A 24,310-nucleotide genomic window follows, 5' to 3' on the forward strand; every position below is an offset into this window, starting at 1 on the left:
GAGGGATTCTAATGGCGAAGAAAATATTAGTATCATGCGGAACGGCAGTTGCAACATCAACGGTTGTCGCTAAAAAGGTAGAAGAGACGTTAAAGGAAAAAGGATATGATGTCGTGGTGGAACAGTGTAAGGCATCTGAAGTCCCGCAAAAAGCGGAAGGCGCCGATTTAATTGTGACGACAACGCCTGTAAGTGATACAAAAGGGACACCTGTGATTCAAACATTATCCTTTTTAACTGGATTTGGTATTGAAGATGATATCGAGAAAATCATTGATCATATCAAGTAGAGGGCTATTTTCTGAAGGAGCTTTTCCGGCTCCTTCTAGTGATTTGAAAGGAGGAAGTCTTATGCAGCATCATGCTTATAGCCGAACGTCTGCAGTGTTGTCTATTTTTCTTCCGGCTGTGCTCATCTGTCTGTTTTTTCTCTGGTCTCTTTATACGTTATGGTCAGCAGGACCTGACCCGTTAGCTGTGTTAGGCGTTTATACGCTGCCTATTCTCATGCTCTCTAGTATTACAGGACTGAACCAGCCGACAAGCGTCATCATTAGTGAAGATCAACTGAAGATAGGCGCTTTTGGCAGATGGCACACATATGCAGTTTCTGATATTAAAGGAAAGCTTTTTTTAAAGCCTTATCCTCATATCGGGAAAGTCTATGTCAGGGTGGGTCCATCTCGTATATTCGGAGGGCGTTACTGGATATCCAGTGAGATGAGTGAGTACAAGCAGCTTGTTCAAACGTTGCAGGATTTTGCGAAGGGTGATGAAAAGGAGGATGCCGCTACATGAAATCAGCTGTCTTTTATTCTTCAGAGGACATTCGGTATGAGGAGCGGAACCGGCCAGTCATCGGTGATGATGAAGTTTTGTTAAAGCTGCGAGCCTGCGGCTTATGTGGAACGGATATTTACAAAGCAACACATGAGACAGTACCTCCTGGGACAGTGCTGGGGCATGAAATCGCTGGTGATATTGTCGAGACCGGCAAGCACGTGACAAATGTCCAAACGGGAGACAGGGTTTATGTGGCACATCATGTGCCTTGTTTCACCTGTGACTTTTGTCAAAAGGGTTTTTATACGATGTGTCCGCAGTTTACAGCCACAAATGTAGAGCCGGGCGGGTTTTCAGAATATATCCGTGTACCTGCTTTGCATGTCAAGCACACGATGGGCAAGCTTCCAAAAGACGTATCGTATGAGCAAGGGGCGATGGTAGAACCGGTTGCCTGCTGCCTGCACGGGTTTGAACGAGCTCCTGTTCACCCAGGAGATTCCGTTTTGATCCTTGGAGCGGGGCAAATTGGCTGTATTCAATTGCAGCTCGCCAAATATTATTTGGCTGGGAAAGTGATGATAACAGACGTGAATGAGAACAGACTGCTGCAAGCGAGGAGTTTAGGTGCAGACGTCTCCTTTCATCCAGCAGCCGAGCCGGTGGAAAACCGGGTGATGAAAGAAACAGATGGAAAGGGAGCAGACCTCGTCATTATTTCTGTTGGGAGCAGTGCGCTTTTAAAAGAGGCGTTTCAGGCTGTAGCGCGAGGCGGGACGATTTTGGTGTTTGCTCATTTTCCAAAGGGAGATGTGGCCATTCCTGCTGAACGATTTTTTAATGATGAAGTGAAGGTAGTAGGAGCCTATTCCTCGCATCCATATCATTATCGTGAAGCCCTTGAGCTTTTGAAAGCAAAAGTGGTCAACACTGAAAAGATGGTGACGCATCGTTATCCGTTAAGCCAGCTGCTTCAGGCGATAGAATGTGCGAGGCATCCTGAGGGTGAGAGCGTCAAAATCATGATGTATCCAGATGAATGAGTGTATGAGATTAAAAGAGAAAGAGAAGTTCTTTGGAAAAGGGCTTTCCCTTTCTCTTTTTTTCTGATAAAAGATGAAAACGCTTAAAAATGAGAGAGAAATGCTTGACTTCGATGACACTTAAACGTATGATGATTACAAATGTAACATATAAGAACAAATGTAAAGGGGAGAGAAGAAATGCAAAAACAAATCACTTTGCCTGAACAGATTAGCCATGAGAAATTAGCAGATTTATATAAACAAATGTGGTTAGTGAGATATTTTGATGAAAAGGTCGACCAATTTTTTGCAAAAGGACTTATCCATGGCACCACTCATTTATGTGTTGGACAGGAAGCGTCAGCTGTTGGATCGATTGCCGTATTAGAAGATAAAGATAAGATCGTCAGCACACACAGGGGACACGGTCACTGTATTGCAAAAGGGGCCGAGGTTAATAAAATGATGGCTGAATTGTTTGGGCGTGAAACCGGCTATTGTAAAGGAAAAGGCGGCTCGATGCATATTGCGGATTTAGAAAAAGGAAATCTTGGGGCAAATGGAATCGTTGGCGGCGGTATCCCGCTGGCAACAGGTGCAGCGCTCACATCTAAAATGAAGCAGGAAGGCTTTGTTGTTCTTTGTTTCTTCGGAGATGGTGCCACAAATGAAGGCAGCTTCCATGAAGCATTAAACCTTGCGTCTATTTGGGATTTACCGGTTGTGTTTATTTGTGAAAACAACCAGTACGGCATGTCTGGCCCTGTGAAAGAAATGATCAACATTGAAGACATTTCAACAAGAGCAGAAAGCTACGGAATGCCAGGAAAAACGGTTGATGGAAATGACATGGTCGAAATTATGAACACAGTAGATGAAGCAGTCAGCCGTGCGAGAGCGGGAGAAGGCCCATCACTCATTGAAATGAAAACGTACCGCTGGAAGGGTCACTCTAAGAGTGATGCGAAAAAATACCGTACACGTGAAGAAGAGACAGAGTGGAGACAAAAAGACGGAATCAAACGCTTTAAGTCTCTCTTGATTGAACTGAATGTTTTAACAGAAGAGCAGGCAGCAAGCTTACAGGAAGAAGCGAAGCAGGAAATTGAAGCGTCTGTAGAATTCGCCAAAAACAGTAAAGAACCGTCAATTGACACACTATTAGAGGATGTATACGCCTAATTAGGAGGGAAATCACGTGACAAAAACAACAGTGAGAGAGATTTCATATTTAGAAGCCGTTCGAGAGGCTATGAGTCAGGAAATGAGAGAAAACCAAGATGTCTTCATTTTAGGTGAAGATATCGGCGTATATGGAGGTGCTTTTGGAGTCACGCGCGGCATGATTGAAGAATTCGGTCCAGAGCGCGTTCGCAATACACCTATCTCAGAGGCTGCCATCGCAGGTGGGGCAGTCGGAGCGGCTTTAACTGGTATGCGGCCGATTTTAGAACTTCAATTCTCTGACTTTATAACAATCGCAATGGATCAGCTTGTGAACCAAGCAGCCAAAACACGATACATGTTTGGCGGAAAAGGAAAGGTGCCGCTTGTCGTAAGAACACCAGCAGGATCAGGAACGGGTGCAGCGGCGCAGCACTCACAAAGCTTAGAAGCGTGGATGGCGCATATTCCAGGACTCAAAGTGGTTCAGCCTTCAACAGCCTATGATGCAAAAGGACTTTTAAAAGCGGCGATGGATGATGACAACCCTGTCATTTTCTACGAGCACAAGCTTTTATATAAAACAATCGGTGACGTGCCTGAAGAGCAATATTCCATTCCTCTAGGGAAAGCAGATGTGAAAAGAAGCGGGAAAGACGTCACGATTGTAGCAACAGCGATTATGGTACACAAAGCGTTAGAAGCGGCGAAGGAACTAGAAGCAGAGGGAATTGATGTTGAAATCATTGACCCAAGAACACTTGTCCCATTAGATGAAGAAACGATTATCGAATCTGTGAAGAAAACAGGTAAATGTATCGTGGTTCATGAAGCAGTAAAACGAGGCGGCTATGGCGGAGAGATTGCAAGTATGATAGCGGAAAGTGAAGCCTTTGACTACTTAGATGCTCCAATTAAACGACTTGGCGGTCTTGCGGTCCCAATACCATACAACCCGACGCTGGAAAAAGCGGTCATTCCACAAGTGCCAGATATTATTGAAGCAGCAAAAGAGCTTGTGCGCTCTTAAGTAAAGGGGAGAAGATCATGCCAAAAGAGATATTTATGCCGAAGCTGAGCAGTACGATGGAAGTCGGCACCTTGCTTCAATGGTTTAAAGAAGAAGGAGATTCGGTTGAAATCGGTGAGCCTCTTTTTGAAATTATGACAGACAAGATCAATATTGAGGTGGAAGCCTATGATGATGGTATTTTTCTAAAGAAATATTATGAAGCCGATGATCAAATTCTAGTCAATGCTGTCATTGGATACATCGGAGAGGCAAATGAACAGGTGCCAAGCGAACCGCCAGCACAATCAGATGAAGATTCACCAGACAGCAGCGAATCGTCTTCATCCGAAGCGGCTTCATCCAGTTCTGCTGAAGCCCCAAAAACACCTAATGAAAAAGTACGTGCCACACCTGCGGCGAGAAAAACGGCAAAGGATCATCATGTAGCGATACATGAGGTATCTGGCACAGGACCTAAAGGCAGAGTTCAAAAGCGGGACGTCGAGGCGGCCGTCCACTTTAGTGAGAAAGATCAGCGCGTGTCACCGCTTGCAGAAAAAGTGGCTGCTCGTGAAGGAATTGATTTAGCGAATGTTGCTGGATCTGGTGCACACGGTAAAATTATGAAGAGTGATGTAACAGCAGCAGCTGTACAAACAACAGAGTCTTCTCCAGTGAAAACACAAAAACTAGCTGGTATGAGAAAAGTGATCGCTGACCGCATGTCACAAAGTGCCTTTACAGCACCGCACGTGACATTAACAAGTGAAATCGATATGACAAAAGCGAAAGAAATACGCAAACAGCTATTGCCAGCGATTGAAAAAGAGACAGGCTACAGACTGTCGTTCACAGAAATTATGATTCATGCGGTCAGCAATGTACTCACACGCCACCCACATATCAATATGACGTTTGAACAAAATGAGCTCCATTTCCATGACGATGTGCACATTGGTCTCGCTGTCGCTGTAAAAGATGGCTTAATGGTTCCAGTCATTTCTCATGCGAACCAAAAAGGGTTAAAACAGCTGACAAAAGAGGCAAAAGAAATCGGCCGAAACGCACGTGACCAAAAACTGCTGCCAGACCAGCTGAAAGGGTCCACTTTTACCATTAGTAACTTAGGGATGTATGCCATTGATACCTTTACCCCGATTATTAATCAGCCGGAAGTGGCGATCTTAGGGGTTGGGCGCATTCAAGAAAAACCTGTTGTAGTAGATGGAGAAATTCAGGTGCGGCCGATGATGGGTGTTAGTTTATCGTTTGATCACCGAGTGGTAGATGGCGCACCAGCGGCTGCCTTTTTAACAGACCTTAAAAAAGTGCTTGAACAACCATTTGAATTGCTAATGTAGGAGATGAATCGGATGACGAAAACGTATGATCTGACAGTCATTGGCGGAGGGCCTGGCGGGTATACTGCCGCCCTTCAAGCAGCTGAGCGTGGACGGAAGGTCGCATTGATTGAAGAGGATTTTCTAGGCGGTACTTGTTTAAATCGGGGCTGTATTCCTTCCAAGACACTGCTCAAACATGCAGAAGTCATTGAATCAATTGAGAAGGCGAAAAGCTGGGGAATTGAAACAGGTGATTTGGTCCTTTCCTTCGATAAAATGAGAAAGCGCAAAGATGACGTCATTGAAAAGCTCAGAGGCGGAATTGCCTTTTTATTAAAGCAAGGAAAGATTGATGTATATAACGGCAGAGGTACAGCTGTTACAAAGCACCGGATTGAGATTGAAAAGCAAGATGGTTCAGAATCGATTGAAACGAAAGAGCTCATCATTGCCACTGGATCTTCACCTGCCATTCCGCCAATACCGGGCCTTAAAGACATTCAATTTGACACAAGTGATACGATCTTTGACATCCCAGATATTCCGGCTTCTGTCGTCATCATTGGCGGCGGTGTCATTGGACTTGAGCTGGCTTGTATCTTCCAGAGTCTTCAATCAAAAGTCACGATTATCGAAGCGGCTCCGTCTATTATTCCACAAGAGGATGAGGAAGCATCTAAGCTGCTAGAAAGAGAATTAAAGAAAAAAGGCATCTATATCGCGAAAAAAACCACTGTGACAGAGGTGACGGAAAGCGAAGGAGTCAAAGCGGTTCATGCATCAGACGATAAAGGAGAGACGCATATCTTTACGGCTGAAAGACTGCTTGTTTGTGTAGGAAGAAGACCTAGCGTTTCTGCTGTCAGCCAGCTTGACCTTCAGCTGGATGGTCCTTTTATCAAGGTGAATGACAAGATGCAGACAAGTGTGGAAGGTGTCTATGCAGTTGGGGATGTTGCTGGCGGCTATCAGCTGGCTCACGCAGCGATGGCAGAGGCCGCTGTTGCGGTCAGTAATATTTGCGGTGTGTCTGAAAAAATGAATGCTGATATCATGCCTAGATGTATTTATACATTACCAGAGGTAGCAAGTGTCGGTCTGACTGAGAAAGAGGCAAAAGCCAAAGGGCTTAACGTGCGGGCAGAACGATTTGATTTAGCGGCAAGCGGTAAAGCACTAGCGGCAGGTGATCAAACAGGCTTTATTAAATTGGTATACGATACAGCCTATGGTGAAGTGATTGGCGCGACGATGGTTGGCCCGCACGTCACAGAGATGATTTCAGAAGCTTCCTCCTTTATGTATTTAGAAGGAACAGCAGAAGAGATGGCGAAAATGATTCATCCGCATCCGACCATCTCAGAAGGTTTTTATGAAGCAGCACTTGATATCGTGAGTAAGCTGAGAAAATAATGGCCAAACAAGGGATAGGGAGGAGATGCATGTGCACGTCCAGCTTCATCAGAAAGCGGCACTTGTGACAGGTAGCACAGATGGATTTGGAGAAGCCATCTGCCTGGCTTTAGCCCGGGCAGGTGCACATGTTTTTTTACACACGTTTCATGATGAATCAAAGGCTAAAACCATTCGTGAAGACATTCAAAAAATGGGCGGTCAAGCGAGTATCATTCAGAACCCGCTGGAAACACCGCGTGATGCCGCGCGAATGCTGAGGCAAGTGATTGATACATGCGGTAAACTGGATATTTTGGTCAATCAAGCAGAGCAAGGAGCGGACGCGAAGCTTGATGACGTGGACCCTGATGAGTGGGTGGATGAAGTGGAATCGGCTGTGAATACCGTCTTTCTTTCCAGTCAGGCTGCTGTATGGCATATGGTTGATCAGAGACAAGGCTGCATCATTAATATATCGTCATCAGGCAGTATTACAGGTGATGGCGGGATCTCGCATGCTACTTCGAATTCTATGCTGAATGCCATGACAAAAGGGTTAGCGAGAGAATTTAAAGACAAAGGCATCCGGGTGCTTGCGCTGCTGCCGCCTCCTCTCCATTTGGTTCCTGATACAGAGCAAATCAAGGAGACTGTGGCCCATATGACGGTGTTTCTCAGTACATCCTATGGTGCATTTACAGATGGCGTGGCGATTATGCTTGATGGGGGTGAGAGTGCTGGCTAATGTTCAAAAACCAGTTCTCATCGTTGGCGGAGCCCAAGGGATCGGAAAAGAAATTGCTGAGCGTTTTTTAAAAGAAGGGCACCAAGTCGCCGTGTCAGATATAGATGAAAAGGGACTTTCGCTCTTAAAGACACAGTATCCTCAGCTGCTGATATTTCAAGCTGACGTTTCATCGTGGGAAAGTGTTCAGCAAATGATATCAGCAGCTGAAAGGGAGCTGGGCGGTATTGCTCACCTTGTGTATTCAGCAGGAATGACTAAATCACTGCCTTTTTTAGAAGTCGATTTTTCACTTTGGAAAAAGACACTGGCTGTGAACTTATATGGTCTTTACTATTGCATCAAAGCGTTGGCACCCTATATGTGTGAGCGGCAGGAAGGCAGTGTTGTCATTATTGGATCGGGATCTGCAATCACCGGCTCAGGCGGCGGTATTCAATATTATGCATCAAAAGCAGGTGCTTTTGGATTGATGCGTTCGCTCGTAAAGGAACTAGGCTCGCATCAAATACGCATCAATGTGATTGCTCCCCGCGTCATTGAATCTCAAATGCTTGATACGCTCTATCCTACTGTAGAGGAGAAACGGCAGCTGCAATCACTCATTCCCATCGGAAGATTAGGAAAGCCTGAGGATATCGCAGGGCTCACTTTATTTCTCACACGTCACGAGGGGAGCTATTTGCACGGACAAATGATCCTGTTAGACGGAGGGAGAACGTATCAGCCCAAATATACTGAGGGAAAAAGAGCGGAGAGTTAATCGCTCTTTTTGTCATTTTCATAACAATTGTTCCAATTGGAAACGAATGTTTGGTATACTGGTAATCATAGTATATTAAAAGGATGATGTCACATGCTGAATTGGGAAGAAAGACGACAGCTCGTCAAAGTTGCTCATCTTTATTATACAGACGGGTGGACGCAGCAGGAAATTGCAAAAAAGCTCAATGTCTCAAGACCAGTCATCTCAAAGCTCTTACAAAAAGCAAAAGATGTGGGAATTGTTGAAGTGTACATTAAAGACGAAAGCATTCATACGGTGGAACTTGAAAAGCAGCTAGAAACAACCTTTCAATTAACAGATGCGGTCGTTGTCCCAAGTGTCGGGACAATGTCTGAGATGGTGAAGCGGGCAGTCGGTCAAGCAGGCGCCTATTATTTGTCTAAAAACATGAAAAATGCGGAGAAAATCGGCATTTCATGGGGGACGACGCTTGCGGAGCTTGTAAAAGAATATCCGTTTGAACGAAGAAACGATGTGAAGGTCATTCCTTTAGAGGGCGGAATGGGCAGGCAGGCGGTCGACATTCATGCCAATCAGCTGGCATATGAGCTGGCAAAGAAAATGAACGGCACGTGTTCCTATTTATATGCCCCTGCGATTTTAGAAACAGAAGAATTAAAAGAACGGCTTATGGCGATGCAGGACATAGAAGCTGTGCTTGAAGAAGGCAGAAATGTGGATATTGCCCTCATCGGTATTGGCAACCCGCATAAAGGGTCAACTTTAAAAACAGTCGGTTATTTAAAAGAAGAGGACTTATCTGGTTTAAGGCAATCAGGGGCTGTCGGTGATATTGGCTTTCGTTTCTTTGATGGAGAAGGAAAACCTGTCCAAGATGAACTGAATCAAAAGGTCATTGGCTTATCGCTGGAACAATTAAAGAGCGTCAAAACGGTCATCGCTGTTGTAGAAGGAACCCATAAAGCTGAGAGTATTTTAGGGGCTTTAAATGGCGGCTTCATTCAAGTACTGGTGACAGACGAACTAACGGCGGCAGCCATTTTAAAGGAAGCATCCGTCCAATAAAAGGCTGGCAGCGTTCGAATGGTATAACAAGAGCAACATCAAACGAGAAAGGAGCTGTGTATCTTGAAGCAAACCGAAATGGAAGCAAACCTACACTGTACTCGGTGCCAAGAAGAGACCCTCCACAGCATCGTTTATGTGAATGATCAGATGAAAAGCGTTGAGTGTACAGAGTGTCATCAAAAGATCAGTGTGCAAGTCGACATCATGAAGGAATTTTACAAGGAAGTATACGAGAAAATAGCGACAAAGCCAAAGCGGATCACGCAGGAATATAAGTCGAACCTGAATGGATTTATCTCAAGACTCCCAATCCGTGTGCTTAGTAAGCCATACCGGCTCATGAGATATTTAAACGAATCATACAAAGTGATCAAACAATATAAAAAATGAAGCAGAGACCGTTTAGCACTCTGCTTCAGCCTGCAAGTCAGTCCTCCGCTCCGATATTCGTCTTTCCTAGACTGCAAAGGTTTTCTATTACGCTGAGAAGAAGGAAAAAAAGCAGAGCACCGTTTAGTGCTCTGCTTTATTTTGTGTTTTTTTCATATAATAATAAATAGGCAGTCCAGCCATCCCGATCAGCATGGAGATCAGGCAGCTTTTCCAATCGGTGATCATGGTGCTGATTAAAACGAATAATGAACCGATAATCGCAATGATCGGTGTCAGCGGGTAAAGTGGTACACTGTACGCACGCTTCATTCCGCTGTTTTGTTTTCTCAGCTTAAAGACGGCGAAAAAGGCCATCACATAAAAGATGTAGATCATGAAAATCGAGACCTCAGACAGCTTCTCCGGATTACTGACGATCATAAACACAATGGCGATCAAAATTTGCACAAATACAGCGATCCAAGGTGTTTTAAATGTTGGGTGAATCCGCGAAATCGCGTTGGCGAAAGGAATCTGCTTTCGTTCTGCCATCGCAAAAATCACACGTGGGAATGAAAGAACCTTTCCGTTCAAACAGCCAAAGATGCTGATGATGATCCCAATACTAATGATTTTCCCGCCAATTGGCCCAAAGAGCATGGTAGCAGCAGTGCTTGTCGCATTTTCACCTAACTGGACGATTTGATCAGCTGGCAGCACGTGCAAAAGTGCGACATTAATAAAGAGATAACAAGCCGTCACGATTAAAATTCCGCCTGCCATCGCGCGAGGAAGCAGTTTCTCAGGGTTTTTCATTTCACCCCCAAGCGCCGCAAGTAAAATCCAGCCATCATAAGCAAACAGCGTAGCCAAAATCGCTGCTCCGAAGTTCATTTGAGCGATGCTATCGTTGACAGCCATCAAAATATTTTCGTTTCCTTTCCATAAGCCAAACACAATAATAGCGGCAATCGGGACAAGCTTTCCAATGGTGGTCAGCCCTTGAACAAAACCGCCGTATTTTGTTCCCATGATGTTGATGATACATAAAAATAAAACGGTGATAATGCCGATCGTTGTAGACCATAAAGTCGAAAGAGAAAATAGATTGGCTAATAATGAACCAAAATAAAGACCAAGTGCACCAATGATGGCGGGTCCGTAAATAATAATCTGCACCCAGCCGCATAAGTAGCCCCAAAATTCACCATACACTTCTTCAAGATAGGCGTACAACCCGCCGGTTCTCGGGATTTGTGTGCCAATTTCAGCGACAGTCAGTCCGCCTGCAAGGGTTAAGATGCCACCTAACAGCCAAGCGAATAAGGCGATGTCTGAGCTTCCTGAATAGGAAAGGACGTTGCCTGGCTTCATAAAGACGCCTGACCCGATAATGGTCCCGATGACAAGAGATAGGGCGAAAAATAAGCCGATGTCTTGTTTTAACGCTGGTTGTTCTTTGTTCATTACACACGACCTCCTGCATCACTTTCGTACGTTACTGTGACATGTATTTTGTTCATTGTAATACGATTTTAGGAAAACAAGAATTAAAAAAATTTTCTGATTTTCGTATTTGTATTTGAAAGTGTTCGTTTATTGGAGATATTAGGGTGAATGTTGCGTTAAAAACGAACAATAAAAGATTATTTTCGATTTAATGTTAATTTAATGACCGGAAACCGAACATCCAGTTAACGTGCAGCCAAATGGTTGACTTTTCTTGAAAAATGAACTATTTTATTCATAAGGATATTATCTCGAATTCGAGATATTTTAAAATAGGAGTGAAAATAATGAAAATCAATGGGATTCACCACGTATCTGCGTTAACAGCCAATGCTCAGAAAAATGTTGATTTCTACCGCCAAATCCTTGGCTTAAAACTTGTAAAGAAAACAGTCAATCAGGATGACCCGTCTATGTATCACTTGTTTTATGGAGATGAGGTCGCTTCACCAGGAACGGAGCTAACATTCTTTGAAATTCCAATGCTTGCCCGCCGTTTGAAAGGGACAAATGCGATCACAAGCACTGGCCTTCTCGTTTCTTCTGAAGAGGCACTCACGTTTTGGGAAAAGCGGTTTGAAGATAAAGGCGTGCAGCAAGAAACAGCTTCCTTGAGAGGCGGAAGACCTGCTTTGCGTTTTAAAGACCCAGAAGGGCAGCAGCTGTTTTTAACAGTAGAACCGAATACGCAAGAGGCAGGCTCACCGCCAGTGCATGACGATATTCCGGCAGAGTTTGCGATTAGAGGTTTAGGTCCAGTTGAATTAACCGTTGCAGAAGCTGACAAGACGATCCGTGTTTTAACAGACATCCTTGGCTTCACCGAAAGAGCACGTGAACAATCAAATGATGGTGAGATCGTGACCATTTTTGAGTCAGGAAATGGGGGTGCTGGAACAGAAATTCATGTGATCGAAAAAACAGAAGGGCCTTCTGAACGTTCCGGCAGAGGAAGTGTGCATCACGTCGCATTTCGTGTGAAAGACGCAGAGGAGCTTGAAAAATGGTATGAAAAAATCTCAAAAGCAGGCTTCACGAACTCTGGTGTTGTAGAACGTTTTTACTTTAAAGCTCTTTACTTTAGAGAGCCAAATGGTATTTTATTTGAAATTTCAACAGATGGCCCTGGATTTACAGTCGATGAAGGGGTGGATGAGCTTGGCGATCAATTAGCCCTTCCGCCGTTCCTAGAGCATAAACGAGCAGAAATTGAACAAAGATTAACGCCAATTCAGTCGTCATAAAAAAACAGCTCATCAACTGAGCTGTTTTTTTATTAGGAACTGACCTGCTTAGATTCAGATTGTGTTAATGTGACCTGCTTAGTTTCTTGTTTTCCGTTTCGAATGAGGGTGATGCTCACGGTGTCCCCTACTTTTGCATTCGTGTATAGCTCATGACGTAATTCACTGCCAGTTTTGATTTGTTTCCCATTGATGCCGGTAATGACATCCTCTGACTTTAAGCCAGCTTTGGCGGCAGGTGAGCCTGCGGCGATATCTTTGACATACACGCCTTTATTGAGCTGACTGGTTTTGAGTCCGAAAGTTTCTTTTTGATACACATCTGGAACTTGTTCGAGATCCAGCATGCTGATGCCGATATATGGACGTTCAATTTTTCCTTTTGCGAGAAGCTGATCAGCGATTGGTTTGACATCATTGATTGGCAGTGCGAACCCAATGCCCTCAACACCTGTTTCAGAGATTTTCATACTCGTGATCCCCACAACCTTTCCGTCTGTCGTCAGAAGCGGGCCGCCGCTGTTACCTGGGTTAATGGCTGCATCTGTTTGAATAACATTAATACTGCTTTCGCCTGCTGATGTGTTCATAGAGACTGTTCGGTCGACACCGCTGACAATTCCTTGTGTCACCGTTCTTGAAAGATCTTCACCAAGCGGGTTTCCGATCGCAATGACGGTTTCTCCAGCACGCAGTGAGGAGGAATTGCCTAATGCCGCAACCTTCGTCACATGACTGCTGCTAATTTCCACAACGGCTAAGTCAGTGAGCGGATCAGCTCCAACCAGTTTTCCTTCAATGGTTTTGCCATCGTGTAAGGATACGGTTAGTTTATTTGCCCCTTCAATGACGTGGTTGTTTGTTAAGACATAGGCTTTATTGCCTGATTTTTTGAAAATCACTCCTGAGCCTGTACCGGTTTCTTCCTCTTGACTGCTTTTGTTTTGCTGTGATTCATCGAAAGGCGTATTGAAATCGCCAAAGCTCGTGTCTGTTTGAGTTTGTGCTTGGTAGTTTGTAATGCCGACAATAGCTGGTGATACATTTTCGACCATACTGGAGATGCTGCTTGATGAATTTGATGTTTGGACGGCTGTTGTTTTTGACGAATTCGTGTGATTTGTCGATACTGCTTCAGTTTTCGCTGCCGAATCATTTGCAGTGCTGTCTGATGAATGCTGAGCATATGGCGAAAGAACGTAGACACCTAACGCTAATGTACCGCCTACAACACCGCTGACAAATGACTTAAACCAGCCGTTTGGCTTTTTCTGTTTTTGAGGTTGTTCAATTGTTTGTTTGTCATCTTTGTGCTGTGTCATTTCAATCACTCTCTTTCAATGATTTTTTCATGTATGTGTTTGGGTGTTTTACCGTATGTGGTGGGGACTGACTTTATCGTATGAAAAAAGTGTGGGATAAAAATGAAAACATTGTGGGAAATTGTTAAAATAAGTAGTGAATCTAAGCAAGATAGAGGAGATTAAACTGTGGAGACAATTGGAATCATTGGATATGGAAGTATGGCTGATATGATGGTGCAAAAGTGGCTGGAAAATGGGGTGCTGGATGCTCATCAAATCATGATCCATACAAGAAGTGAAACGGAGCGCCTTCATCAGCTCAAAGAAAAGCACCAAGAAGTCAACATTTGTTCATTAGACGAACTTTCTGCGTCATGTGATATATTGTTTGTCTGCGTGCCGCCGCTTGCAGTACTTGATGTTCTGGATCAGCTGCCTTCTCGAGCGAGAGCGGTACATATTGTGTCAGTAGCAGCAGCTGTGACATTAGAAAAGTTACAGGCGCATACAACACAGCCAGTGTCTAGATACATCCCAACACTCACGTCAGCTGTTGGGACGGGCGTATCACTTGTTGCGCATGGTGCAGCAGCAGGACGCGAGGAAAAGGAGCGTTTGCACCGGCTGCTTTCAGCTTTTAGCATCGTCAGGGAGGTAGAGGAAGACCGGTTTGATGCGGCGAGCAATTTGACAAGCTCATCTCCTGGTTTTATCGCTGCTCTTTTTGAAGAAATGGCGAAAGCGGCTGTGAGAAATAGTGATCTTTCCTTAGAGGAAGCGAATGAATTTTTAACGTATGCCCTTTTAGGAACTGGCCAGGTCCTCGTAGAACGAGGCCTAACCTTTGCTGAAACTGTCGATAGAGTGGCGACAAAAGGGGGAATTACAGGAGAAGGTGCAGAGGTCATTCAACAGCAGGCACCTCAGATGTTTGATGATTTATTTACACAAACCATGAAGAAATATGAACAGCTGAAATCTCAGATCAACGAAGCGGATAAACACCACTAAAGACATAGTTAGTGGTGTTTTATTTGTTAAAAAAATCCTTTCTAAAAAATCCTTTTGACCTGTATTATCTGAGTCTAAACTCCTTATTTTCGGACATTGTATTGAAAAATCAATCAAGTTCTCATATAATTTTTTAGAAAATTTAGAAAAATATACACAAATTTTATGTTTAATTAAAGGGGGATGGGAATGAAGCTCTATCTATCTGTCGATATGGAGGGAATTACTGGTCTAGCTGATCATACATTTGTTGATTCACGCCAGCATAACTATGAGCGTGGCAGACGCATTATGACCGGTGAAGTGAACGCCTGTGTAGAGGCGCTTCTTCAGCATGGTGCCACCGACATTTTGGTCAATGACAGTCATTCTAAAATGAATAATCTTTTGATCGAAGAACTGCATGAAGAGGCAGTTCTCATATCAGGTGACGTAAAGCCTTATTCAATGGTGCAAGGATTGGATCAAACCTATGATGCAGCTGTTTTTTTAGGCTATCATGCAAGGGCATCAATGAAAGGTGTGATGTCACACAGTATGATTTTTGGGGTCAGACATTTTTACATAAATGATCATCCAATTGGTGAAATGGGCTTTAATGCGTATGTTGCAGGCTACTATGGTGTGCCGGTCATTCTTGTTTGCGGGGATGATCAAGCAGCACTTGAGGCAGAAAAGCTGATGCCTGGTGTGAAAACAGTGGCAGTGAAAGAAACCATCTCAAGATCTGCTGTGAAATGCTTACCTCCAGCCAAAGTCAATCAACAAATCTCGCAGCAAGTGGAAGCCGCGATGAAACAGATTGATCAAATGAAGCCGCTGACGCCTCCTGATCAGCCGCTGCTTAAGATTGAGTTTGCCAATTATGGACAAGCTGAATGGGCGAATTTAATGCCCGGTACTGCCATCATAGAAGGAACAACGACGGTGACGTACCAGGCAGACAATATATTAGAAGCCTATCAAGCAATGCTTGTCATGACAGAGCTTGCCGCACGTACAACATTTTGTTAAGTGAGGGGGAGACAGCAGATGGCCAGCTTTTTGCTCAAGCGTTTTATTGCGATGATTGCTACGATCTTAACGATTACGACTTTAACGTTTATTTTAATGAAGGTCATCCCAGGATCGCCTTTCAATGAAGAACGAAATACAAACGAAACCGTCCAGCGAAACCTCGAAAGCTACTATCACTTAGACGAACCACTCTATGTTCAATATGTCATCTATTTAAAATCCATTGTTACCTTTGATTTTGGTCCTTCCATTAAAAAGCCTTCTGAAAGTGTCAATGATTTATTGGCGAGAGGCTTCCCAGTCTCATTAGAACTTGGTCTTATCTCAATATTGATTGCTGTTATCTCTGGCATCCTGCTAGGGGTTATGGCTGCCCTCCGGCATAATGGTTTGATTGATTACATCGCCATGACGATTGCTGTATTCGGTATATCCATTCCAAACTTTATCTTTGCTACCTTATTAATTCAGCAGCTTGCTGTCAATTTGCAGCTCTTTCCTACAGCGATGTGGACAAGTCCAATGCATATGGTGCTGCCTACAATCGCCCTTGCTGTCAGCCCAATGGCCATTATCGCCAGGTTAACGAGGTCAAGCATGATTGAAGTGCTGTCGCAAGACTATATCCGTACGGCCAAAGCAAAAGGACTTTCTCCCTTTAAAATTGTATTTAAACATGCGCTTCGAAATGCACTTTTACCCGTTGTGACCATTCTTGGAACACTTGTCGCAAGTATTTTAACAGGAAGTTTTGTCATTGAAAAAATATTTGCCATTCCTGGAATGGGAAAATACTTTGTCGAGAGCATAAACAACCGTGATTATCCTGTCATCATGGGAACCACTGTTTTTTACAGTATTATTTTAATCACACTTCTCTTCATTGTCGATGTGGCGTATCGTCTCCTTGATCCAAGGATTCAGCTGCATCAGAAAGGAGGAAAGGCATGAGTATACACCTTCAGCATGATCCACCGAACAGGCATCCTGAAGTGCCGGACGAATGGTTTTCTCCACGAGAGCAAAAGAAAACAGAAACCCATGCCATTAAAAGACCCTCTCTTTCCTATTGGGCAGATACATGGAGGCGGCTGAAGCAAAATAAGCTTGCGATGTTTAGTCTATCGGTTCTGATTTTTCTTTTTGTCATGGCAGTCTTAGGTCCATTGCTTGCACCAAATAGTGTGACAGAGCAGCGTCTTTCGATGCAAAATCTGCCGCCCTCAGCTGCTCACTGGTTTGGAACAGATGAGCTTGGGCGAGATGTGTTTACTCGTACTTGGTACGGAGCACGCATTTCGTTATTTGTGGGTGTCATGGCAGCCTTGATTGATTTTGCCATCGGTGTGATTTATGGGGGCATAGCCGGCTATAAAGGCGGACGCTATGACCATGTCATGATGCGGATTGTCGAGGTGCTCTACGGACTTCCTTATTTACTTGTCGTCATTTTATTGATGGTGCTCATGGGGCCAGGGCTTGTCACCATTATTGTAGCGCTCACTGTCACCGGATGGATTGGAATGGCAAGAATTGTGAGAGGTCAGGTTCTTCAGCTGAAAAGCCAGGAATATGTCCTTGCCTCAAAGACCTTTGGTGCCAAAAGCCTGCGGATCATTCGCCGCAACCTGCTGCCGAATACGATGGGGCCGATTATCGTCCAAATGACCCTGACTGTGCCGACCGCGATATTTGCTGAAGCGTTCCTAAGCTTTCTCGGTTTAGGTATTCAAGCACCGTTTGCAAGCTGGGGCGTGATGGCCAATGATGCTTTGCCGACTGTGCTGTCAGACAATGGACATTGGTGGCGTTTATTTTTTCCAGCATTTTTTATTTCACTCACGATGTTTTGCTTTAACAATTTAGGTGATGGCTTGCAAGATGCGCTTGATCCAAAGATGAAGAGGTGATGGCGCTTTGAAAAAAGTTCTACAAATCATCGATCTGCACGTCAGCTTTCGGACATACGGCGGTTCAGTTCAAGCAGTACGCGGAGTGAATGTCGATGTATATGAAAAAGAAACCTTAGCCATTGTGGGAGAATCAGGCTGCGGGAAAAGTGTGACATCACAAAGCATTATGAGGCTTCTGCCTGCATACAGCGCGCATGTCGATCAGGGAGAAATCTGGTTTCAAGACCGCAACTTGCTGTCATTATCTGAAAAAGAAATGCGCGCCATACGAGGTGTCGATATTTCGATGATCTTCCAAGATCCGATGACGGCACTGAACCCTACCTTGACAATAGGGGATCAGCTGATGGAGGCGGCGAAGGAGCATCAAAAGCTGACGAAAAAAGAAGTGAAAGAAGCTGCCATACAGATGCTTGATTTGGTTGGTATTCCGCAGCCGAAGGAGAGATTAAAGCAATACCCGCACCAATTCAGCGGGGGAATGAGGCAGCGGCTCATGATTGCCATGGCACTGATTTGTGAGCCAAAGGTGCTGATCGCAGATGAACCGACGACCGCGCTGGATGTGACCATACAGGCACAAATTTTAGAACTGTTTAAAGAGATTCAGAGGAAAACAGGGGTTACCATTATCTTAATCACACACGACTTAGGAGTCGTAGCCCAAGTTGCCGACCGGGTAGCAGTCATGTACGGAGGGAAAATGGTTGAAACCGGAACAAGGCATGATATTTTTTACAGTCCTCAGCATCCTTATACAAAAGGACTCCTGCAATCCGTTCCAAGACTTGATATGAAAGATGAACTGATTCCGATTGAAGGAAGCCCGCCTGATTTATTTGCACCGCCAAAGGGCTGTCCGTATACCGATCGCTGCCCGGCTGCCATGAAAGTGTGCGATCATATCATGCCGCACGAAACGCAGCGGTCACCTACTCATACAGTGCATTGCTGGCTCCAGGATGAGCGAGCGAACCAAGCGATGTTATCTTCAACACAAAGGGGGAGTTTTTGATGAGGAAAAAAGGGTGGATCATCAGTATTTGTTTGTTTATCATCATGTTGCTCGCTGGATGTACAGCCAATGAGCAAGCAGGTAAAGGATCATCAAGCAACAAGGATGAAAAGAAAGTATTAACCTTAAATAACGAAAACGAACCGACGTCATTTGACCCGCCGATTGGTTTTAATAATGTATCGTGGCAAGGTCTGAATAACTTAATGGAGGGATTAACAAGACTGAATGAAAAGCACGAACCATCTCCTGCAATGGCGGAAAAATGGGAAATTTCAGAGGATGGAAAAACGTACACATTTCATTTAAGAGACGGCATCAAGTGGTCGAACGGTGATCCAGTGAAAGCGAGTGACTTTGAATATGCGTGGAAGCGTCTGCTTGATCCGAAAACAGGCTCTTCTGCATCGTTCTTAGCTTACATGATTGAAGGCGGAGAGGCATTTAACAGCGGAAAAGGAAAGAAAGAGGATGTAAAAGTCAGTGCTGAAAATGACAAAACGCTAAAGGTCACACTGGCATACCCGCAGAAATCGTTCTTAAATATGACCGCAAACCCTGCCTTTTTCCCTGTCAATGAGAAGGTAGCAGAGAAGGATCCAAACTGGGCAAAGGATGCCAAAACCTTTGTTGGGAATGGACCGTTTCAGCTGACAGAATGGAAGCATGATGAGAGCTTCACTATGGAAAAAAGTGAGACGTATTGGGACAAAAAATCAGTCAAGCTGGATCAGGTAAAGTGGCTGATGATCAGCGATCGAAACACTGATTATCAAATGTATCAATCGGGAGATTTAGATACTGCCTTCGTCCCAGCAGAACAAAGTGAAAATTTGCTGAAAAATAAAGATGTACAAATTGAAGATCAGGCCGGACTGTTCTTTTATCGTCTGAATGTGAACATGGAACCTTTTCAAAATAAGAACATTCGCAAAGCCTTTCAAATGGCGATCAATCCGCAAGATATCGTGGATTATGTCACGAAAAATAAAGAGAAGCCAGCCCGCGCCTTCGTTTCACCGGGGATTCTAGATTCAAAGGGTGATGATTTCAGAGAAGCTGGCGGTGATCTTGTCAAACAAGATACGAGTGAAGCTGCGAAGCTATTAGAAAAAGGGCTGAAAGAAGAAAACTATTCAAAGCTGCCGCCCGTCACATTAACATATAGCACAAAGCCTGAGAACAAGAAAAAAGCTGAAGCCATCCAGCAGCAACTAAAAGAAGCGCTGGGTGTGGACGTGAAGCTTGCAAACATGGAAGCCAATGTATTTGCAGAAGATCAAAAGGCACTGAAATTCCAATTCTCGCAAAGTTCATTTTTAGCAGACTATGCAGATCCGATTAATTTCCTAGAGAGCTTTCAAACAGGGAATGCGATGAACCGGACTGGATGGTCAAACGACACCTATGATCAGCTGATGAAAAAGGCGAGAAAGGAAGCAGATGAACAAAAAAGAAACAGCATCCTTCATGATGCAGAGGCACTTCTCATTGAAGAAGCACCAATCATTCCAATTCATTTTTATAACCAAGTGCATTTGCAAAAAGAGGGCGTGAAGGGAATTGTCCGCCACCCTGTTGGGTATATCGATTTAAAATGGGCACAAGTAGATGGAGAGTAATTGAAGGAAATGAGGAACACGGACGCTTTGAACAAAAGCGTCTGTTCCTTTATTTGTTCATGTTATGGAGAAGATGCCCATAGATTGTAAGAAATAAAGAGAAAGAGGGGATTGGCATGAACCAGCTGCCAGCGGCGCTTCAAACAGGGGATACGGTGGGGGTTATTGCACCAGCAAGCCCGCCTGATGAATTGAAATTAGCAAAAGGGATTGCCTTTTTAGAAAGCCTCGGGCTGAAGGTGAAAAAAGGGAAGTATCTTGATTCCCGGTACGGATATTTAGCAGGTCGTGATCATGAAAGAGTGGAAGATCTTCATGGCATGTTTCAAGATCCAGAAGTCAAAGCGGTTATTTGTGCCTGCGGAGGGTACGGAACTGGAAGACTTGTAGAAGTCATTGACTATGATCTCATTCGCCGGAATCCAAAAATCTTTTGGGGTTATAGTGACATTACGTTTTTACATACGGCCATCCAGCAGCAGACGGGTCTTGTGACTTTTCATGGTCCAATGCTTTCCTCTGATGTGGGACTTGAAGAGGTCCATCCGTATACGAAGGATACCTTTTTGCAGCTGTTCACGCCGAAGGCCTTTACGTATTCGCATCACTTGTCACCTCTTCATACCTTCTACCCCGGCACCGCTTCAGGGGACATCATAGGAGGGAATCTTGCCCTCATCGTGACAACACTTGGCACACCTTTTGAAATTGATACGAAGGGAAAGCTGTTGTTCATTGAAGATATTGACGAAGAGCCTTATAAAATCGATCGCATGATGCAGCACCTCACCTCTGCTGGAAAATTGGATGATGCGGCTGGATTCATCATTGGCGATTTTCATCAATGTGAACCAAAAAAGAAAGACCAGTCCTTAACCTTGGAACAGCTATGGGAAACCTATATTGTGCCGCAAAAGAAACCTGCACTTGGCGGCTTTCGGATCGGTCATTCATCACCCAACTTTGCCATTCCAATGGGCGTGCAGGCTGCACTAGATGCGGAAGGGAAAAAACTGCACATTTCTCCAGGCGTCGCAGCGAAAGAGGCGATCAAATGAAAATCGTGGATGTTCGTACATGCAGAACGAGTGTGCCGCTAAAAAAGCCTTTCAAAACCGCTTTAAGAACGGTGTATGACGCAGCATCTCTGATCGTCATCATCACATATGATCAAGGTGACGTCAGCTACGGAGAGGCAGTTCCCACATCGGTGATTACAGGAGAAACGCTGGAAAGCATCGACTATGCCATCTGTGAAGTGATCAGACCCATTTTGCTCGGGGCTTCCTTGGCAGAGTATGAACAAATCTTTTCTGCTATGAACCGCGTGCTCGCAAGCAACACAAGCGCAAAGGCTGCAATCGATATGGCCATTTATGATGGCTTAGCAAAGCAGTCAGGACTTCCGCTTTATCAATACCTTGGCGGATATCGTCATCAGCTCGAAACCGACTATACGGTCAGTGTAAACCGGCCGCTTGAGATGGCGGAAGATGCGAAGCAATACGCAGCCGAAGGCTTTCAGACGTTAAAGGTTAAAGTAGGAAAAGATGATATACACACGGATATGCAGCGGATCAAGCGGATTCGAGAAAAAGTCGGTCCGGATATTCAGATCAGGCTCGACGCCAATCAGGGCTGGACGTGGAAGGAAGCGATCACAGCCATTCGAAAAATGGAAGCGCTGAATATTGAACTAGTAGAACAACCAGTGCCGAAAGAAGATATTGAAGGTCTGCGCCGTGTGACAGAAGCAACTGAAACACTGATTATGGCAGACGAAAGCATTTTCAGTTTTCATGATGCCATTAGGGTGCTTGAAACGAGAAGCTGCGATCTGATCAATTTAAAATTAATGAAATCAGGCGGCATAAAAGAAGCATTAAAAATCAATGCCCTAGCCGAAGCATACGGTGTTCAGTGCATGGTTGGCAGTATGATTGAGTCAAAGCTTGGCATTACAGCAGCGGCACATTTCGCCGCAAGCCAGCCGAATATCACCCGCTGCGATTTTGATGCCCCGCTTATGCTGAAAGAGGACATGATAGACGGAGGAATCGTGTACAAAGGAAAAGATATATTTTTACCGCTGCATCATGGGTTAGGCATTCAAGGGGTGAAAGGAGTCTCATGATGATATACGAATCAAAGGTTCCAGTCGCTAACGTATGGACAGCGCCGCATTCGCCGAGAGAAATCGATCAGAAGGTACTTCAGGACTCCATCAACATCAAAGAGTGGATTGACCAGCAAACATATGAAGAAAAGCTGGCTTTATGTGAAGAGAATTTGATTCAATCTCAAGTACTGCTCGGCGGACGAGTGATTGGATTAGAAGAGACAGATGGCTGGATAAAAGTCGTCATACCGCAGCAGGCCAGCCGGAAACATCCAGAAGGCTATCCAGGCTATATACCTGCTGAGCAATTAACGCAAGTAACAGAGGGAAGTGTGTCAGCTGCATCTCTTATCGTTTGTCAGAAAAAAGCCATGTTATATCAAAACGGGGAACCAGATATGGAGATTAGTTTTTTAACAGAGCTGGCAGCAGCCGAAGAAACAGATGATCAATTTCATGTTGTCACCCCAGTAGGAATAAGAGAAATCAACAAAGCGGATGTACGCCCAGGCTCACATGCTTTCTCTATGACAGGCAAAGATGTCGTAGACGCAGGAAAACAATTTATAGGCCTTTCGTATTTATGGGGAGGCATGAGCAGCTTTGGCTATGATTGTTCAGGCTTTGCTTACAGCATGTACAAAGCGTGCGGATATCTTTTGCCGAGAGATGCAAGTGACCAAGCAGTTCAAGGAACGCCGGTTACATCAAGCCATTTAGAACAAGGCGACTTGCTGTTTTTTGCAAATGAAAACGGAAAGGGAGCGGTCCGCCATGTAGGGATCTACGCTGGGAACGGGATGATGCTTCATTCGCCCAAAACCGGCAGACAAATTGAGCTTCTCTCCCTTTCTGGCACTTCATATGAAAAGGAATGGGCAGGTGCAAGGCGGTATTTACCAAGCGAGAGGAGGAGCGATCATGACAGTTGAACCACTCTTACAAGTAAACAACCTTAAAAAACATTTTCATCTATCGAAAGGGAGAACCTTAAAAGCGCTGGATGGTGTCTCTTTTCAGCTGAAACAAGGAGAAACCTTTGGTCTCGTTGGTGAGTCTGGCTGCGGCAAATCCACACTTGGAAAAGTGCTCATGCGTCTTTATGAACCTACAGATGGTGAAGCCTTATATGAAGGGAAAAGTCTTCACCACCTTTCTAAAAAAGAATCATTTGATTTCAACCGGCAAATGCAAATGGTCTTTCAAGATCCGTATTCCTCGTTAAATCCAAGACTGTCAGTAAAAGATATTATGCTGGAGCCAATGGAGATTCATCAGCTTTATGGCAGTCAAAAGAAAAGGATTGCCCGCGTGAAAGAACTGCTTGAAGCGGTAGGATTAAGCTATGATTTTGCTACCCGCTATCCGCACGAATTTAGCGGGGGACAGAGGCAGAGAATCGGCATTGCAAGAGCACTTGCCTTAGCGCCAAAATTTATTGTGGCAGATGAGCCGATTTCTGCACTAGACGTCTCCGTTCAAGCGCAGGTCGTGAATCTGCTGAAAAAACTGCAAAAAGAGGAAGGATTAACTTTTCTCTTTATTGCACATGACTTGTCAATGGTGAAATATATTAGTGACCGGATCGGTGTCATGTATTTAGGTCATCTCGTCGAATTGACGACGAGTGATGCATTATATCAAACACCGCTTCACCCATATACACAAGCCTTGCTGTCTGCCATCCCCATTCCAGATCCTGACGTAGAGGACAAGCGCAAAAGGTTTATTTTAAAAGGAGAAATTCCAAGTCCAGTGAACCCGCCAAGCGGCTGTGTATTTCGAACACGATGTCCTGCCGCGATGGATGTGTGTGCTGAAAAAAAGCCGACATTACAAGCGGTGGAAGAAGGACATGAAGTCGCCTGTCATTTATACAATAGAAAATAGGACAAGCCCGA

Annotated in this window: 24 protein-coding genes; 22 read left to right on the top strand and 2 right to left on the bottom strand. The window is 44.5% G+C overall.

The annotated features are described in order from the left end of the window. Positions 1 to 11 precede the first annotated feature (11 nt). From MHB66_RS06035 to MHB66_RS06085, 11 genes are all read left to right on the top strand, one after another. On the top strand, positions 12 to 290 hold the full coding sequence (locus MHB66_RS06035; protein ID WP_003212259.1) for a PTS sugar transporter subunit IIB: 279 nt from the start codon (positions 12 to 14) through the stop codon (positions 288 to 290). A gap of 61 nt (positions 291 to 351) precedes the next feature. After that, positions 352 to 798 carry a hypothetical protein gene (locus tag MHB66_RS06040; protein WP_034281478.1) on the top strand — a complete coding sequence of 149 codons (447 nt, stop codon included), beginning with the start codon at positions 352 to 354 and terminating at the stop codon, positions 796 to 798. Further along, a complete protein-coding gene (locus tag MHB66_RS06045) occupies positions 795 to 1,826 on the top strand; it encodes an alcohol dehydrogenase catalytic domain-containing protein (RefSeq protein WP_034281479.1) in 1,032 nt (343 codons plus the stop codon). Before MHB66_RS06040 ends, MHB66_RS06045 begins: the two co-directional genes overlap by 4 nt. A 180-nt stretch (positions 1,827 to 2,006) precedes the next feature. Beyond that, entirely contained in the window at positions 2,007 to 2,990 is a 984-nt protein-coding gene (pdhA, locus tag MHB66_RS06050) for a pyruvate dehydrogenase (acetyl-transferring) E1 component subunit alpha (protein ID WP_024424949.1), read from the top strand. Positions 2,991 to 3,021: 31 nt separating this feature from the next. Further along, on the top strand, positions 3,022 to 4,002 hold the full coding sequence (locus MHB66_RS06055) for an alpha-ketoacid dehydrogenase subunit beta (protein ID WP_046312209.1): 981 nt from the start codon (positions 3,022 to 3,024) through the stop codon (positions 4,000 to 4,002). A 17-nt stretch (positions 4,003 to 4,019) separates the two neighbouring features. After that, on the top strand, positions 4,020 to 5,345 hold the full coding sequence (locus MHB66_RS06060; protein WP_046310690.1) for a dihydrolipoamide acetyltransferase family protein: 1,326 nt from the start codon (positions 4,020 to 4,022) through the stop codon (positions 5,343 to 5,345). A 12-nt stretch (positions 5,346 to 5,357) separates the two neighbouring features. Then, positions 5,358 to 6,740, top strand: coding sequence for a dihydrolipoyl dehydrogenase (gene lpdA / locus MHB66_RS06065; RefSeq protein ID WP_046310692.1), 1,383 nt, complete (start codon positions 5,358 to 5,360; stop codon positions 6,738 to 6,740). A 25-nt stretch (positions 6,741 to 6,765) separates the two neighbouring features. Continuing rightward, the gene (locus MHB66_RS06070) at positions 6,766 to 7,467 is read left to right on the top strand and encodes an SDR family NAD(P)-dependent oxidoreductase (RefSeq protein WP_235362203.1); all 702 of its coding nucleotides are present in this window, start codon (positions 6,766 to 6,768) and stop codon (positions 7,465 to 7,467) included. Further along, complete coding sequence (locus MHB66_RS06075; RefSeq protein WP_046310696.1) at positions 7,445 to 8,230, top strand: SDR family oxidoreductase; 786 nt, start codon at positions 7,445 to 7,447, stop codon at positions 8,228 to 8,230. The genes MHB66_RS06070 and MHB66_RS06075 overlap by 23 nt, the downstream gene beginning before the upstream one ends. A 93-nt stretch (positions 8,231 to 8,323) precedes the next feature. Then, positions 8,324 to 9,280, top strand: a complete 957-nt coding sequence (locus MHB66_RS06080) for a sugar-binding transcriptional regulator (protein ID WP_024424944.1) — start codon at positions 8,324 to 8,326, stop codon at positions 9,278 to 9,280. A 63-nt stretch (positions 9,281 to 9,343) separates the two neighbouring features. Then, positions 9,344 to 9,673, top strand: a complete 330-nt coding sequence (locus tag MHB66_RS06085; protein WP_034281483.1) for a bh protein — start codon at positions 9,344 to 9,346, stop codon at positions 9,671 to 9,673. A 123-nt stretch (positions 9,674 to 9,796) separates the two neighbouring features. On the opposite strand, the gene MHB66_RS06090 is transcribed toward MHB66_RS06085, so the two are convergent. Beyond that, the gene (locus MHB66_RS06090) at positions 9,797 to 11,122 is read right to left on the bottom strand and encodes an amino acid permease (RefSeq protein ID WP_046310698.1); all 1,326 of its coding nucleotides are present in this window, start codon (positions 11,120 to 11,122) and stop codon (positions 9,797 to 9,799) included. Positions 11,123 to 11,451: 329 nt separating this feature from the next. Here MHB66_RS06090 and MHB66_RS06095 point away from each other — a divergent pair, with 329 nt between their 5' ends. After that, positions 11,452 to 12,408 carry a ring-cleaving dioxygenase gene (locus tag MHB66_RS06095; protein WP_046310700.1) on the top strand — a complete coding sequence of 319 codons (957 nt, stop codon included), beginning with the start codon at positions 11,452 to 11,454 and terminating at the stop codon, positions 12,406 to 12,408. Between the two features lie 32 nt (positions 12,409 to 12,440). Here MHB66_RS06095 and MHB66_RS06100 read toward each other — a convergent pair whose 3' ends face one another. Next, positions 12,441 to 13,730 carry a trypsin-like peptidase domain-containing protein gene (locus MHB66_RS06100; protein ID WP_046310702.1) on the bottom strand — a complete coding sequence of 430 codons (1,290 nt, stop codon included), beginning with the start codon at positions 13,728 to 13,730 and terminating at the stop codon, positions 12,441 to 12,443. Positions 13,731 to 13,898: 168 nt separating this feature from the next. Between MHB66_RS06100 and proG the strand changes: the two genes are divergently transcribed. The 10 genes from proG (at position 13,899) to MHB66_RS06150 (ending at position 24,299) form a co-directional block, all read left to right on the top strand. Then, a complete protein-coding gene (proG, locus tag MHB66_RS06105; RefSeq protein WP_046310704.1) occupies positions 13,899 to 14,723 on the top strand; it encodes a pyrroline-5-carboxylate reductase ProG in 825 nt (274 codons plus the stop codon). Between the two features lie 189 nt (positions 14,724 to 14,912). Further along, complete coding sequence (locus MHB66_RS06110) at positions 14,913 to 15,737, top strand: M55 family metallopeptidase (RefSeq protein WP_034623405.1); 825 nt, start codon at positions 14,913 to 14,915, stop codon at positions 15,735 to 15,737. A gap of 18 nt (positions 15,738 to 15,755) precedes the next feature. Continuing rightward, the gene (locus tag MHB66_RS06115; RefSeq protein WP_041105958.1) at positions 15,756 to 16,691 is read left to right on the top strand and encodes an ABC transporter permease; all 936 of its coding nucleotides are present in this window, start codon (positions 15,756 to 15,758) and stop codon (positions 16,689 to 16,691) included. Next, entirely contained in the window at positions 16,688 to 17,650 is a 963-nt protein-coding gene (locus MHB66_RS06120; protein WP_046310708.1) for an ABC transporter permease, read from the top strand. The genes MHB66_RS06115 and MHB66_RS06120 overlap by 4 nt, the downstream gene beginning before the upstream one ends. Positions 17,651 to 17,657: 7 nt before the next feature. Further along, the gene (locus tag MHB66_RS06125; RefSeq protein ID WP_041116386.1) at positions 17,658 to 18,668 is read left to right on the top strand and encodes an ABC transporter ATP-binding protein; all 1,011 of its coding nucleotides are present in this window, start codon (positions 17,658 to 17,660) and stop codon (positions 18,666 to 18,668) included. Then, a complete protein-coding gene (locus MHB66_RS06130) occupies positions 18,668 to 20,290 on the top strand; it encodes a peptide ABC transporter substrate-binding protein (RefSeq protein WP_046310710.1) in 1,623 nt (540 codons plus the stop codon). Before MHB66_RS06125 ends, MHB66_RS06130 begins: the two co-directional genes overlap by 1 nt. A gap of 116 nt (positions 20,291 to 20,406) precedes the next feature. Next, positions 20,407 to 21,348 carry an LD-carboxypeptidase gene (locus tag MHB66_RS06135; RefSeq protein ID WP_046310712.1) on the top strand — a complete coding sequence of 314 codons (942 nt, stop codon included), beginning with the start codon at positions 20,407 to 20,409 and terminating at the stop codon, positions 21,346 to 21,348. Continuing rightward, positions 21,345 to 22,424: a dipeptide epimerase gene (locus MHB66_RS06140; protein ID WP_046310714.1), complete on the top strand. Its 1,080-nt coding sequence runs from the start codon at positions 21,345 to 21,347 to the stop codon at positions 22,422 to 22,424. Before MHB66_RS06135 ends, MHB66_RS06140 begins: the two co-directional genes overlap by 4 nt. Beyond that, positions 22,424 to 23,341 (top strand): NlpC/P60 family protein, encoded by a 918-nt coding sequence (locus tag MHB66_RS06145; RefSeq protein WP_046310715.1) that lies wholly within the window; start codon positions 22,424 to 22,426, stop codon positions 23,339 to 23,341. Before MHB66_RS06140 ends, MHB66_RS06145 begins: the two co-directional genes overlap by 1 nt. Then, entirely contained in the window at positions 23,331 to 24,299 is a 969-nt protein-coding gene (locus MHB66_RS06150; RefSeq protein WP_041116397.1) for an oligopeptide/dipeptide ABC transporter ATP-binding protein, read from the top strand. The genes MHB66_RS06145 and MHB66_RS06150 overlap by 11 nt, the downstream gene beginning before the upstream one ends. The last annotated feature ends 11 nt before the right edge of the window (positions 24,300 to 24,310 follow it).

Source organism: Bacillus sp. FSL L8-0167, from assembly GCF_038630295.1.
Taxonomy (GTDB): Bacteria; Bacillota; Bacilli; order Bacillales; family Bacillaceae; genus Bacillus; species Bacillus safensis.